The sequence below is a fragment of the Bacillus cereus group sp. Bce019 genome, assembly GCF_051781745.1.
GTDB classification, from domain to species: domain Bacteria; phylum Bacillota; class Bacilli; order Bacillales; family Bacillaceae_G; genus Bacillus_A; species Bacillus_A cereus.
Window position 1 is genome coordinate 95,573 of record NZ_JBPWJX010000017.1, and the last position, 13,513, is coordinate 109,085.

Genomic DNA, 13,513 nt, shown 5'->3' on the forward strand with positions numbered 1-13,513 from the left:
ATGGTGAGCTCAAAATATATGGTTGGTGTAGACATTGGGACAACTAGTACAAAATCCGTTCTATTTTCTACTGATGGATCTGTTATTGCTAGTCATGGAATTGAATATCCTTTATATTCTCCTACGCCTGAAACAGCGGAACAAGACCCAGAAGAAATTTTTCGTGCAGTAATACATACGATTAAAGAAACTGTACGATCAAGTAGTGTACAGCCAAGTGATATTCTTTGTGTCTCTTTTAGTTCGGCAATGCATAGTATCATTGCCGTAGATGAAAAGGGAGAGCCGTTAACGAGATGTATCACTTGGGCAGATAATAGAAGTGCAAGCTGGGCGGAGAAAATAAAGAATGATATGAATGGTCATGAAATTTACCTTCGTACTGGGACACCAATTCATCCGATGTCACCACTTTCGAAATTAGTTTGGTTACAGAATGAGCAGGCAGAGTTATTCGCAAAAAGTTATAAATTCATTTCTATTAAAGAATATGTTTTTTACAAGTTATATAAAGAGTATGTAATTGATTATTCTATAGCGTCAGCAACAGGGATGTTTAATTTGAAATCTTTAAAATGGGATGAAGAGGCTTTACATGTTGCGGGAATTACAGATGAAAAGCTTTCTAAACTTGTTCCAACAACGCACAGTTTAACAGGATTAGATGAAGAGCTTGCCAAAGAGATGAATGTACTTGTTTCTACGCCTTTTGTAGTAGGAGCGAGTGATGGAGTACTATCTAATTTAGGTGTAAATGCAATAGATCCTGGCGTTGTGGCTGTTACAATTGGTACAAGCGGTGCGATACGTGCTGTAACAAATCGTCCTGTAACAGATCCAAAAGGTAGAATTTTTTGTTATGCGTTAACTGAAGACCATTGGGTAATCGGTGGACCAGTTAATAATGGCGGTATGATTTTCAGATGGGCTCGTGACCAATTGGGCACTTCAGAGATTGAGCTTGCAAAGCGTTTAGGGAAAGATCCATATGAAGTGCTTACTGAAATAGCAGCAAAAGTGAATCCGGGGTCCGACGGTTTATTATTTCACCCTTATTTAGCAGGGGAAAGAGCTCCTTTATGGAATGCAAATGCACGAGGATCTTTCTTTGGACTCGGATTGCATCATAAGAAAGAACATCTTATCCGTGCTGTTTTAGAAGGAGTAATTTATAATTTATATACGGTTCTTCTCGCTTTAAAAGAGCTAATTGGTGAACCGAAAAAAATTCAAGCGACAGGTGGTTTTGCAAGATCGGAACTTTGGAGACAGATGATGGCGGACATCTTCCATCAAGACGTATATGTTCCAGAAAGTTTCGAAAGCTCTTGCTTAGGAGCTGCAATCCTCGGTTTATATAGTTTAGGTGAAGTAGATACATTATCTGTAGTTTCTGAAATGGTAGGTGCAGATTTCCATCATGAGCCAAACATGGAAAGTGTGGAAAAATATAAAGATTTAACGCCAATCTATATCCGTCTGTCCCGTCAATTGGAAGAAGAATATGAAAGTATAGCAGCGTATCAAAAAAAGTGGGTTTAAAAGCTATTTACCAAGAAAATATGGTAACGTATAAAGAGGTACTCCGATTTTTTAGGATACTCTTTCAACATAAAATATTTTAAGAAGCATGATGAACGAAAAATATAGGGAGAGAGGGTTATGAAAATGAAGGATAACAAAGAGTTTATTGGATATGTTGGAACTTACACGAAAGAAAATAGCGAAGGAATTTATAAATTTACGCTAGATGTAGAAGCAAAAAAAATTAGTAATGTAACACTTGCCGCTAAGCTGGATAACCCTACATATGTAACGATTAACCGAAATAATGAATATCTCTATTCCGTTGTTAAGGAAGGCGAATCTGGCGGTGTAGCTGCGTATTCCATTGATAGTCATACTGGAGAACTAAAAGCGAAAAATAGACAAGTAGTAGAAGGTGCTTCTCCTTGTCATATTAGTGTTGATAGTGGAAATCATACAGTAGTTACAGCGAATTACCATAAAGGAACGATTGAGTCTTTTGAAATAAATGAAGAAAATGGAACTGTAAATCCTGCTTCATCTATTATGGCACATGAAGGTTCAGGTCCGAATAAAGAAAGACAAGAAAAACCACATGCACATTACGCGGGGTACACTCCTGATGAAAAATATGTAGTGGGCGTTGATTTAGGGATAGATAAAATAATTACGTATGAAGTAAAAGATAGTACATTAACAGAAGTGAATCGTTTATCTGTAAATCCAGGAAGTGGTCCAAGACATATTACTTTTTATCCGAATGGAAAGTATGCGTATGTGATGACGGAGCTTAGTTCAGAGGTTATTGTGTTAACATATAATCCTACAGAAGGATCCTTTACAGAATTACAGTATATTTCTACTGTTCCAGAAGAGTTTGATGAAAATAATCAAGGAAGTGCGATTCATATTTCTTCTGACGGCTGTTTTGTATATGCAGGTAATCGTGGTCATAATAGTATCGCTGTTTATAGCGTAGATCAAAATTCAGGTCAGCTTACATTCGTTGAACATACATCTACAGAAGGAAATTGGCCAAGAGACTTTGTATTAGATCCTACTGAAAAGTTCCTTGTTGCTACAAATGAAAAGTCACATAATCTTGTGTTATTTTCAAGAGATGAATCTACAGGTAAGTTAACACTTTTACAATCTGATGTTGTTGTGCCAGAGCCTGTTTGTGTGAAGTTTGTAAATGTTTAAGTTGTATTCGATATAATTTCATAAACTCAGAAAATAATAAAAAGCAAAGCGATATCGCTTTGCTTTTTATTGTTTCTTTTTCGGCCTACGTACTAATTCGCCGCCGCAGTTTGGACAAACGTTATGTCTTTCTTCTGTACATGGTGCGCAAAATGTACATTCATATACGCAAATGTATGCTTCAGAATCTTGTTCGAGCGATTGATCGCAAATTTGACAGTTTGTTTTCATTTCTAGTGCCATAATAAGTCTCCTTTTTAGTTAGAAAATTTATAATTTAATTATAATTCATTAAATAGAAATAGTCCTTTTCAATTGAAAGGAAATCGAATGATAAAGTTATGAATTGAAACGAAAGATGCTGGTTTATTTTAAAATTGATTATTTATTACAGTTGGAATATTATGAAATAGTCAAAAGACAACAGGGGGTATAGATTTTGACTAATCATAACGATCATTTAAAAGCAAACTGCGAAAAATGCTTCGGTCTATGTTGCGTTGCATTACCGTTTGCAGCATCGGTAGATTTTGCAGTGAATAAAGATGGTGGTAAACCATGTTCCAACTTACAATCAGATTTTAAATGTAGTATACATAAAAATCTTAGAGGAAAAGGTTATAAAGGTTGTACAGTATTTGAATGTTTCGGTGCTGGGCAGAAGATTTCTCAGGGTACGTTTAAAGGGATTGATTGGAGGAAAGATGCAAAGCATGCAAGAAAAATGTACGATGCTTTTCCGGTTATGCATCAACTTCATGAAATGCTTTGGTATTTGAATGAAGCGATTCTTTTAAAGGCAACACAGCCAATTCATAAAGAGCTAGAGACCGCAATTGAGGAGACAGAGCGACTTTCGAATTTAAATCCAGATGAGTTAATGAAAATAAATGTTCCAATGCATAGGGCAGAGGTGAACATTCTTCTTTTAGAAACGAGCGAATTAGTATGGAAGGAAATGAATACTGCGCGTAAGAAACGAATTATTCACCGCGGAGCAGACCTTATGGGAGCGAATCTGAAAAAGAAAAATTTACAAGGTGCAAATTTAAGAGGAGCTTACTTAATTGCGGCTAACTTAAATGGTGCAGATTTAAGAGGAGCAGATCTCATCGGAGCAGATTTGCGAGATGCAGATATTCGCGGGGCTGATTTTACTAATAGTATTTTTCTGACGCAAGTTCAAGTTAATGCTGCTAGAGGGGACAAACATACGAAATTACCGAAATTATTGTCTCGTCCATCGCATTGGAGTGCGTAAAGAGTGAGGAGTATTTAGTGTGGATATATTTCAGTATTTAGAAGAGATGCAAGAGGATGTCTTTTCGTTAGCAGTAGAGCAAATAGAAGCGAAGTATTATGATATTTGTTGCATGTTGGCGTCTACAGAATATGCAGAACGAATTAAAGTAATTGATGTAGAGTCATATAAGGTAAGTATTCGAGTAGGTTTGGATGCAGCTGTAGAAATGGCTACTAATGAAGAAGCAAAAGCGATTTATTTTGAGTATGACCTTGATAACGAGTGGACTAGTCAGTTTTATATTTGTGAGGAGTATGCTCCACTTGAAGAAGAGGATGATGATTGGGCTTCTGAATGGACATATGATGTTGAGGGACCGGAGTCTGTAGAATTAGCGGATATGTATAATGAAAATGGCTTTGACACAAGTGAAAAAGCAATCGGTATCACTTTATATTTAATTGCTAAAACGCTGTGTAGTTTTATAAGTGTACGTAGTGAAGTGCAAAATAATATACCGATTTGTATTGGTTTTCACGACCAAGATCCAATAATGCGAACAGGCAGAGACTAAGAATCTCTGCCTGCTTTTTATTTCTTTTCAAAAGTAGTAATTAAAACGCTACATATAATAAGAATACCACCAATAAAAAAGTTACTATTTAATGTTTCATTTAATAAGAGCCAACCAAGTAACGATCCAACGATAGGTTGGAAGAAGAAAAATAAGGAACCTATGCTTGCATCCAGTAATTCTAATCCTTTATTCCAAAGGAAAAAGGCACCTGCTGTTGAGACGATTCCTAAATAAAGTATGCCTAATAGTACGTACATATTCATATGTTCAATAGGGTTTGATTGAAATTCCCATATCATAAAAGGTGTAATAAAAAAGAGTGAAAAGAAGATGGCGTACGTTGTAATCACTAAAGATGAAAATTTGGCTGAAGCAATTTTTACATAAATAGATAGTAAAGCCCACGTAATAGCGGCTCCAACTAATATGATTGTACCGATAAAATAGGAGCCAACTTCAATATCCCATCCGATTACGATTATGACACCGATTGTCGCTATTATAGTAGATAAAAGTCTACGAGCGGTTAGTTTTTCTTTCAAAATGAGCGCTGCAAATATAACCATACATGCAGGTGTAGCTGATGTGACTAAAGAGCCTGTATGGGCGTCGGATAATTTTGTTCCGATAAATTGGCATGTGATCGAAATGAAATAGCCGATAAATCCAATCCAAGCGAAGAGGAGCCAATCTTTTTTGCGGATGGTTACTTTTTTCTTTTGCTTTTTCTCAGCTAGTTTTAAAATGCCATACAAAACAACAAAAGCGATAATAAAGCGTAGCCAAACGAGTGTTAGTGGTGGGATAAAATCGAGTACGTATTTGCTAACAACATACATACCGCCCCATATACTTGCTGCTAGTGATAAATATATAGCTCCTAAAATTGTTTGTTTCATGTAAAGTACCTCCGTCTATTTTTAGGGTAATATGAGTTCCCTAAGACGAGGCATGGTGCACGTGTTATAAGCCCGTCTTAGTTTATAGACGGCCTACAGGTTGATCGTTTTCGAATGAAGTGTTGTAGTACATAGGTGCATTCCTCCTTCATATTTTATAATGATATTATAACTTAATTTTCAGTTTATTGGGATGTTTCTTTAGGAAATAGTGGCTGTCTAAGAAAGCGTAGTATATGGTAGAAAAACATATTTTTAAAATAAAAGAAACCAATGACATAGCAGATAAGTATATTAAGAGTAGGATGAAAAAGTAGATTAATAGAGAAAGAGGAGGAGATTGTTATAACTACAACTGTTATTTCTCATTTTTATAACGAAGAGTATTTATTGCCGTGGTGGCTTATACATCATACGAAACTGTTTGATCATGGCATTTTAATTAATAAAGGTTCTACGGATCGTTCGGTTGAGATTTGTAAAAAATTCGCACCGCATTGGGAGGTGCGAGATTCTGTAAATCCAGAGTTTGATGCATATGCGACAGATCATGAAGTGATGAGGATAGAACAAGAAGTACAAGGATGGAAAATGATTTTAAATACGACTGAGTTTCTTTGCGTGCAAGATAAAAATCAGTTTTGGAAATCGCTAAATGAATTGGGGGGGAGGATGTATTGGCTGGAAGGGCTTATTATGGTTGATGATCCTAACTACAACTATCCGGACCTTAACTTTGGAATACCTTTAATGAAACAGCGATTTCATGGTTATTTACCAGAAGATTGGCCGTTATGGAGAAGAGGTAGATTTATTCATAATCATGAGCATGGAAGTTATACGGTTGGAAGACATTTATCTGCGCATGAATCGATGATTTATCCACCTCTTGCCTGTATACTATGGTTTGGGTTTAGTCCGTGGAACGATGCGATGAGAAAGAGAAAGTTACAAATTGGTCCGACTCTTTCTGAAGCTAGTAAGCATGGGGGAATGGGGACGCAACATATTGTTACGTCGGAAAGATTAGAAGAATGGTATAAGGAATTAGCGAGAGGAACGAAGGATTTACGTTTTAATGATGCATATCGTTATGTTTTTGTATAAATGATTTCCACCATAAAATTGTTTCTTCAATTCCTGTATTTAGATCGTATGTTGGTTTCCAGTTTACTTCAGTTTTTAAACGTTCTACACTAACCCCGACAAATAAAGGTTCATCTTTAGAGAAAGGAATCGCGTCTAGTTTAATTAAATGTTCTTTTCCTATTTTTTTAGCGATGATAGAAGTTAGTTCTTTAATTTGTACAGATTGACCTGAAGCGATATTGATGGTGCCTGTAACGCCATGTTCTAATACTGTTACGAGAGCGTCAGCGACGTCACTCACATGGAGGAAATCTCTCGATTGTTTTCCATGTGTACATAGTGCCTCCTCGTTTTTTAATAAGGAAGTGATAATGTTAGAAACGAGCCGATTACCTTGTTCGTGAGGTCCATACATATGAAAAATGCGGCCCCAACACATGCTGAGGCCTGTTTGTTGTGCATACGTTTCTAGCCAGGAGTGCAGTGCATTTTTACATAAAGAATACGGGGTTTTATAGGAAAGGAGCGGTGAATCTTCAAATAATACGCCGTTAAACCATTCGTACTCTGCGCCAGTACCTGCAACGACAACACGCTTTCCACCGCATGTTGTGAAGTGTTGAATCAATGAAATACTAGACTTTAGCCAATAGTAATTATTAATAGATACATAGCATGCTGGTGGCACTGCTTCCCAAGCAAGGTGAATGAGATGGCTAGGCTGAACATCCGAAATGAATTGTTTTACTTCGTCATCGCGAAGCAAGTTTACTTTATGCCAATGGCAAGGGAGGTGAGAGGGTTTATTTTTATTATACGTGGCGTGCACTTCATATCCCTTTTGTATAAGTGAATGTACAACATATTTACCTATCCAGCCACTACCACCTGTTACAACAACTTTCTTCATGGCTCGATCACCTCAACTTCTGGAACCGTCACTAAAAATTTACCGCCCCATTCACGAATGAAAGAGCATTCTTTCATAATTTCGTCTTTCAAATTCCAAGGAAGTATGAAAATGTAATCCGGTTTTGTACGTTTAATTTCTGCTGGAGATTTTACTGGAATACGAGTTCCTGGTAAAAGGAGATTTTGTTTGTGAGGATTTTTATCTACTGTATAAGCTAGAAATTCTTTACCTATCCCGCAATAATTCAAAAGGGTGTTTCCTTTAGCTGGAGCACCGTAACCGATAATTTGTTTGTTTAAAGCTTTCGCTTCAATAAAAAACTTTAAAATATTTAATTTCAATTGTTCCACTTGTTTAGAGAAAAGGAGATAGCAATCTAATGTATCTAACCCGTGGTCAACTTCTTTTTGAATTAATTTTGTAACATTGGAATGGATAGTTGATTGGGCACTTAGATGGTTTACAAAAATCCGTAAGGAACCACCATGCGTTGAAAGTTCTTCCACATCAACAATTTGTAAATGATGATGAGTTAAAACTTTTTGAAGGCTTATAAGTGAGAAGTAGGAGAAGTGTTCATGATAAATAGTATCGAACTGCTTAAAAGATATGAGGTTTAATAGGTGCGGGAATTCAATTGTTATCGTGCCATCTTGTTTTAATAACGTTTTTAAACCTGCTACAAAATCATGTAAGTTCGGAACGTGTGCTAATACGTTATTAGCGATGATTAAATCTGCTTGTGGTAATTTTTTTGCTAAGTCATTACTGAAAAAATTCACATGAGTAGGAATTCCTTTATCGATAGCGATTTCTGCTACGTTTTTCGCGGGTTCAATTCCCAATGCCTCGATATTTTCTTTTTGAAAGTATTGTAATAAGTACCCATCGTTACTTGCAATTTCAATCACTTTTGAATGTTTCGTTAAGTTGAAACGCTTAATCGCTATTTCTACATATTTTTTAGCATGTAGCAGCCAGCTTGAGGAGTAAGAGCTGAAGTATAAGTAGTCATGAAAAATATTGTGCGGAGATTCAAATTCATCTAGCTGCACGAGTAAACAAGAGTGACAAACAAATGTGTGCAGCGGATAAAATGGTTCCATTTTATATAAGTTTTCTGGAGTTACAAATGAATTAGCGAGAGGGGAAACACCTAAATCTAAAAAAGTATTTGTGAGTAATGAGTGACAAAAACGGCATTTTTTCTGTTCCATTTTATAGCCCCCTTATAAATTTTTGAATGCATCGATTTGTTGTCGCGTGAAAGATTCTATATTTTCACCGGATGCATATTTTTTGTACCAATCAACAGTCCAAGCAATAGAATCATCTGTTGATAACTTAGGGGTCCAGCCGAGTTTGTTTACTGCTTTTGTACTGTTGAGTGTTAAAATTGGTGATTCATAAGGAGTTTTCGTAGAGGGAGAATGGATGGTGAGTCGTTTATTCCATAATTTCGTTACGGATTGAATGACATCATTTACGGTTTTGTTAGGTTCATTAATCGGTCCGAAATTCCATGCTTCTGCATATTTAGCATCGTTCCAAAGTTTCTCAGCTAAAAGGATATAGCCATGTAGAGGATCTAAAACATGTTGCCACGGACGGACGGCATATTTGTTTCGAATACACAAAGTATGATTGTGCAAATATGCCCGAATGATATCAGGGAATAATCGATCTTCTGCCCAATCACCACCACCAATAACGTTACCTGCTCTTACAGAAGCAAGCGAAGTAGTATTCGTGTGAAAAAAAGATTTGTGATAAGATGTTGCGACTAATTCAGCGCAAGCTTTACTAGCGCTATAAGGATCGAAACCTCCTAGCCGGTCTTTTTCCACGAACGCTCGGTCGCCACTACCATCATTCTCATAACATTTATCGCTTGTCACATTAATAATGGCACGTACGCTTTCGACGGACTTTGCTGCTTCTAGCACGTGGACAGTACCTAAAACATTCGTTTTGAATGTATCGATAGGATTTTTGTATGAAGCGGTTACGATTGGCTGAGCTGCTAAATGAAATATTATGTCGGGATTATGTTGTTTTAGGGCGTGGAATAAAGAGTCGTAATCAGTAATATCGCCATGAATTGTCATACACTCTTTCGCTACGTTACATTGTTCAAAAAGATTAGGAATGGATGGGGGATGCGAAGAAAAGCCCACTATTTCTGCCCCTAAAGAACTTAAGAAAAGGGTGAGCCAGGAGCCTTTAAATCCAGTATGTCCCGTAATAAATACTTTTTTCTTATTCCAAAAAGATGATGAAGCCATATTACCAAACCTTCCATGGAGCGTTATTACTTTCCCATAGCTCGACTAATTTATTTTTATCACGCAATGTATCCATTGGATGCCAAAAACCAGAATGTTGATATGCGGCCAATTCGTTTTTGTTTACTAACTGAACTAAAGTGTCTGTTTCAAAAACAGACTTATCTCCACTAATGTAATTGAAAACTTCAGGGTTTAAAACGAAAAATCCCCCGTTAACCCATCCGCCATCACCTAATGGCTTTTCTTGAAAAGATGTTACAGACTGTTTATCTAATATGAGAGAACCAAATCTACCAGGAGGTTGTACGGCAGTAACAGTAGCCATTTTTCCATGTTTTTTATGGAATGTAATAAGTTCTTTTATATTTACATTACTTAATCCATCACCATAAGTGAGACAGAAAGGTTCGTCTCCGACATAATTTTGAATCTTTTTCACTCGGCCACCCGTTTCGGTATTTACACCAGTATCGATTAGTGTAACTTTCCACGGTTCTACACGATGAGAATGGCTAGTAATTGTATTATCATTTAACTGTATTGTGAAATCAGACATGTGTAAGTTGTAATTTAGAAAGAACTCTTTAATTGCATATCCTTTATAGCCTAAGCAAATAATAAACTCAGTAATCCCATAGTGACTATACAAACTCATAATGTGCCATAGAATGGGTTTTGTTCCAATTTCAATCATAGGTTTCGGTTTTAAATGTGTTTCTTCCCCAATTCTTGTACCGTACCCACCAGCAAGAATAACAGCTTTCATTTTTTCCTCCTAAAATAAAAATTTATTATTTATACAGTATTCATGTTTTATGCAAATGAGATTGTTTTTGATTAAGCGAATGAAATTGTTTGAGGCGATGACAATGTAGAAAATATTACGGTTTGAATTTTGGGAATAATTCTTGGTATTCAGGGTTATTACGGAGGTCTTGTGTTAGGTTACTAAGCTCTAAAAAACGTATTTCTAGTACTTCAGGAGATTGACCGTAATGTGTTTGAAGCCCCATTTGAACACCCCTTTTTGAAAGGGTAGGTGTAATTTGTAATTTTCTTGCCTTTGACTGTTCATTCCAAGGGCTAAAATAAAATTTTAAAATAAATGAAGGATAGTCATAAATTATATATCCGTGCCGCGAATGATGTCTACCAGGTAAATATGCACCATCTAGATGATTGTGAATAAATCTCCAAGCACATCCGAGTTGTGGGTTGTAAGGGAAGACACCGTGGTATCGCTGTTCGACTAAGGGGATAGAATATCTAGGCTTTGAATAATTATAATTGTGATTATCTATCATTAAAATCATTCTAATCGCATACATGTTTTGGCCTAGTGTATGAAGAGATGAAAAAAAATCTTCAGTATTATTACAACAAAAGAATTCAGTAGTATTTAAAACGATTTTCCAACCTGAAACTTCTCTTTCAATTTCCATCACTTCAATATCAGTATTAGTTGGATCAAACTCAAGAAATCTGGAATTTCGTACTTCCCAGTGGGGTGCTAATAGTTTACAAATCTCTACGGAACGATCTGTAGACCCTCTATTAATTAAAATGCCGTGATCGAATATTTTCGTGTGATGCATAAGCCACCATGGAAGTAGGTATTCTTCATTATAAAAATGAGAAATGATTGTCTTTTTCATGTTAATTCCCTCCTATACAAGCAATCATTATTAGTAGGATATGCTTTTAAATAAGAAAGGTTAAAAGGTACAGACAATGTAGTGATTAGGTAATAGTTTAGTAATTTTATTGTATGAGTGACTCGTATTGGATAATAGTAGGGTGGAGCTTGGAATTTGGTATAAATCGTCAATAATAAACCGTCACGTTTGACTGTACAGTTTATGTATTGTATGATGTAAGTAATATAAACAAGGGGGGAAGATCGTTGGGAAGGTGTATCGAATCGGACAGTTGGCTCTCATGGCTCACGTGTCGAAACGAACGATTGATTATTATACGAATCTAGGTATCTTAAAAGCGGAGCGATCTCAATCTAATTATCGCTATTACGACGAAACAGCATTTGAGACATTACAATTTATTGAGAAGTGCAAAGAAATGCATATGCCGCTTTGTGAGATTAAAGAGAAAATCGAGGAGAAGAAGAAGCTGCTCGGTATCAATGAACACGTTTCGAAACAAGTGAATGAAGTGACAGACCATATTCATCGATTAGAAGTGGAGCTTACTGAGTTAAAACCGCTTTTAGATGAATTGACTGATTCACAACGTGAAAAAATATCGAAATCTTTATCAGGTCAAACGACAGCTTTAATACAGACACTTGCTCTATTATTATAGAATAAGTGAAATCCGACCTCTTTAATTTTTGTATCGGGCTATGTTTTCTAACAAACAAATAAGAAAACATTATAGTATACAGGAGGTGGACACCTTAGTTTTTTAACTAAGGGGATTCATTGGAAATATTTAATTTAGTCATGGTTGCGATTTTAATCGCATTTACTGGATTTTTCGTAGCAGCAGAGTTTGCGATTGTAAAAGTACGTTCAAGTCGTATTGATCAGCTTGTTGCGGAAGGAAAACGCGGTGCTTTAGCAGCGAAAAAGGTAACAACAAATTTAGATGAATATTTATCTGCTTGTCAATTAGGTATTACAGTTACAGCTATGGGATTAGGTTGGTTAGGTGAACCGACAATTGAAAAGTTATTACACCCGTTATTTGAGAAATGGAACTTAAATCCTTCTATTTCATCAGTATTAACATTTGGTCTTGCTTTTATGTTAATGACGTATTTACACGTTGTAGTTGGGGAATTGGCTCCGAAAACGATGGCAATTCAAAAGGCTGAAAAAGTAACATTATTATTTGCAGCTCCACTAATGATGTTCTATAAAGTGATGTACCCGTTTATTTGGGTATTGAACGGTTCAGCTCGTGTGATAACTGGTTTATTCGGTTTAAAACCGGCTTCTGAACATGAAGTAGCTCATACAGAAGAAGAATTACGTCTTATCCTTTCAGATAGCTATGAAAGTGGCGAAATTAATCAAGCTGAATACAAGTATGTAAATAATATTTTTGAATTTGATAATCGTATTGCAAAAGAGATTATGGTACCGCGAACAGAAATCGTTGGTTTCTACCTGGAAGATTCAGTAGAAGAACACATGAAAGTAATCCAAAATGAGCGATACACACGTTATCCGATTTTTGGAGAAGATAAAGATGATATTATCGGTATGGTCAACGTAAAAGATTTCTTTATTCGATATATGACCGAGGATCAAAAAGATTTATCATCTATTCGCTCGTATATGCGTCCGATTATTGAAGTGATGGAAACGACTCCAATTCACGATTTATTACTTCAAATGCAGAAGAAGCGAATTCCGATGGCTGTTTTATATGATGAGTACGGAGGAACAGCTGGAATTGTAACGCTTGAAGATATCTTGGAGGAAATCGTCGGCGAAATTCGTGACGAATATGATGAAGATGAAGCACCACCAATTCAACATGTGAACGAGCAACATATTATTGTTGATGGAAAAGTGCTTATCTCAGAAGTGAAAGATTTATTTGGATTACACATCGAAGAAGATGATGTGGATACAATCGGTGGATGGATTATGATGCAAAATCATGAAATCGAAGAAGGACAACACGTTGAGGCGGAAGGTTATGAATTTAAAGTGTTAGAAAAAGACGCTTACCAAATTAAACGTGTTGAAATTCGTAAGATGGAACAAGAACAAGAACAAGAAGAAGAGAAAGCAGCAACTGTGTAAG

At 36.2% G+C, this 13,513-nt stretch carries 14 protein-coding genes; 7 read left to right on the forward strand and 7 right to left on the reverse strand.

The genetic code is table 11. From position 1 onward, the window contains the following. Together gntK and ACS2QP_RS20620 are read left to right on the forward strand one after the other, a co-directional pair. Nucleotides 1-1,542: a gluconokinase gene (gene gntK / locus ACS2QP_RS20615; RefSeq protein WP_438882788.1), complete on the forward strand. Its 1,542-nt coding sequence runs from the start codon at nucleotides 1-3 to the stop codon at nucleotides 1,540-1,542. Between the two features lie 120 nt (nucleotides 1,543-1,662). Beyond that, the gene (locus tag ACS2QP_RS20620) at nucleotides 1,663-2,730 is read left to right on the forward strand and encodes a lactonase family protein (protein WP_103622637.1); all 1,068 of its coding nucleotides are present in this window, start codon (nucleotides 1,663-1,665) and stop codon (nucleotides 2,728-2,730) included. Nucleotides 2,731-2,796: 66 nt separating this feature from the next. On the opposite strand, the gene ACS2QP_RS20625 is transcribed toward ACS2QP_RS20620, so the two are convergent. Next, a complete protein-coding gene (locus ACS2QP_RS20625; protein WP_001162789.1) occupies nucleotides 2,797-2,973 on the reverse strand; it encodes a DUF1272 domain-containing protein in 177 nt (58 codons plus the stop codon). 196 nt (nucleotides 2,974-3,169) lie between these two features. On the opposite strand from ACS2QP_RS20625, the gene ACS2QP_RS20630 reads away from it, so the two are divergent. Continuing rightward, the gene (locus ACS2QP_RS20630; RefSeq protein ID WP_000181430.1) at nucleotides 3,170-3,991 is read left to right on the forward strand and encodes a pentapeptide repeat-containing protein; all 822 of its coding nucleotides are present in this window, start codon (nucleotides 3,170-3,172) and stop codon (nucleotides 3,989-3,991) included. Nucleotides 3,992-4,010: 19 nt separating this feature from the next. Continuing rightward, nucleotides 4,011-4,547 carry a hypothetical protein gene (locus ACS2QP_RS20635; protein WP_000350943.1) on the forward strand — a complete coding sequence of 179 codons (537 nt, stop codon included), beginning with the start codon at nucleotides 4,011-4,013 and terminating at the stop codon, nucleotides 4,545-4,547. Nucleotides 4,548-4,564: 17 nt separating this feature from the next. Here ACS2QP_RS20635 and ACS2QP_RS20640 read toward each other — a convergent pair whose 3' ends face one another. Then, nucleotides 4,565-5,449 carry a DMT family transporter gene (locus ACS2QP_RS20640; protein ID WP_410988152.1) on the reverse strand — a complete coding sequence of 295 codons (885 nt, stop codon included), beginning with the start codon at nucleotides 5,447-5,449 and terminating at the stop codon, nucleotides 4,565-4,567. A 321-nt stretch (nucleotides 5,450-5,770) separates the two neighbouring features. Here ACS2QP_RS20640 and ACS2QP_RS20645 point away from each other — a divergent pair, with 321 nt between their 5' ends. Continuing rightward, on the forward strand, nucleotides 5,771-6,556 hold the full coding sequence (locus ACS2QP_RS20645; RefSeq protein ID WP_078421344.1) for a glycosyltransferase family 2 protein: 786 nt from the start codon (nucleotides 5,771-5,773) through the stop codon (nucleotides 6,554-6,556). Here ACS2QP_RS20645 and ACS2QP_RS20650 read toward each other — a convergent pair. The 5 genes from ACS2QP_RS20650 to ACS2QP_RS20670 form a co-directional block, all read right to left on the reverse strand. Next, a complete protein-coding gene (locus tag ACS2QP_RS20650; protein ID WP_017673876.1) occupies nucleotides 6,525-7,448 on the reverse strand; it encodes an NAD-dependent epimerase/dehydratase family protein in 924 nt (307 codons plus the stop codon). The genes ACS2QP_RS20645 and ACS2QP_RS20650 overlap by 32 nt on opposite strands. Beyond that, nucleotides 7,445-8,668, reverse strand: coding sequence for a class I SAM-dependent methyltransferase (locus tag ACS2QP_RS20655; protein WP_061457497.1), 1,224 nt, complete (start codon nucleotides 8,666-8,668; stop codon nucleotides 7,445-7,447). The genes ACS2QP_RS20650 and ACS2QP_RS20655 overlap by 4 nt, the downstream gene beginning before the upstream one ends. 12 nt (nucleotides 8,669-8,680) lie before the next feature. Continuing rightward, nucleotides 8,681-9,736 carry a CDP-glucose 4,6-dehydratase gene (gene rfbG / locus ACS2QP_RS20660; protein WP_078421343.1) on the reverse strand — a complete coding sequence of 352 codons (1,056 nt, stop codon included), beginning with the start codon at nucleotides 9,734-9,736 and terminating at the stop codon, nucleotides 8,681-8,683. Between the two features lies 1 nt (nucleotide 9,737). Beyond that, complete coding sequence (rfbF, locus tag ACS2QP_RS20665) at nucleotides 9,738-10,505, reverse strand: glucose-1-phosphate cytidylyltransferase (protein WP_000648807.1); 768 nt, start codon at nucleotides 10,503-10,505, stop codon at nucleotides 9,738-9,740. Nucleotides 10,506-10,620: 115 nt separating this feature from the next. After that, on the reverse strand, nucleotides 10,621-11,394 hold the full coding sequence (locus ACS2QP_RS20670) for a glycosyltransferase family 2 protein (RefSeq protein WP_000750969.1): 774 nt from the start codon (nucleotides 11,392-11,394) through the stop codon (nucleotides 10,621-10,623). 256 nt (nucleotides 11,395-11,650) lie between these two features. Between ACS2QP_RS20670 and ACS2QP_RS20675 the strand changes: the two genes are divergently transcribed. Further along, nucleotides 11,651-12,058, forward strand: coding sequence for a MerR family transcriptional regulator (locus ACS2QP_RS20675; protein WP_000285639.1), 408 nt, complete (start codon nucleotides 11,651-11,653; stop codon nucleotides 12,056-12,058). A gap of 119 nt (nucleotides 12,059-12,177) precedes the next feature. Continuing rightward, nucleotides 12,178-13,512, forward strand: a complete 1,335-nt coding sequence (locus ACS2QP_RS20680) for a hemolysin family protein (RefSeq protein WP_410988154.1) — start codon at nucleotides 12,178-12,180, stop codon at nucleotides 13,510-13,512. Nucleotide 13,513: the final 1 nt, after the last annotated feature.

Excerpts from the sequence above, each read along its gene's own strand:
- gntK (WP_438882788.1), top strand. The coding sequence starts at position 1 with ATGGTGAGCTCAAAATATATGGTTGGTGTAGACATTGGGACAACTAGT.
- ACS2QP_RS20620 (WP_103622637.1), top strand. The coding sequence starts at position 1,663 with ATGAAAATGAAGGATAACAAAGAGTTTATTGGATATGTTGGAACTTAC.
- ACS2QP_RS20625 (WP_001162789.1), bottom strand. The coding sequence starts at position 2,973 with ATGGCACTAGAAATGAAAACAAACTGTCAAATTTGCGATCAATCGCTC.
- ACS2QP_RS20640 (WP_410988152.1), bottom strand. The coding sequence starts at position 5,449 with ATGAAACAAACAATTTTAGGAGCTATATATTTATCACTAGCAGCAAGT.
- ACS2QP_RS20650 (WP_017673876.1), bottom strand. The coding sequence starts at position 7,448 with ATGAAGAAAGTTGTTGTAACAGGTGGTAGTGGCTGGATAGGTAAATAT.
- ACS2QP_RS20655 (WP_061457497.1), bottom strand. The coding sequence starts at position 8,668 with ATGGAACAGAAAAAATGCCGTTTTTGTCACTCATTACTCACAAATACT.
- rfbG (WP_078421343.1), bottom strand. The coding sequence starts at position 9,736 with ATGGCTTCATCATCTTTTTGGAATAAGAAAAAAGTATTTATTACGGGA.
- rfbF (WP_000648807.1), bottom strand. The coding sequence starts at position 10,505 with ATGAAAGCTGTTATTCTTGCTGGTGGGTACGGTACAAGAATTGGGGAA.
- ACS2QP_RS20670 (WP_000750969.1), bottom strand. The coding sequence starts at position 11,394 with ATGAAAAAGACAATCATTTCTCATTTTTATAATGAAGAATACCTACTT.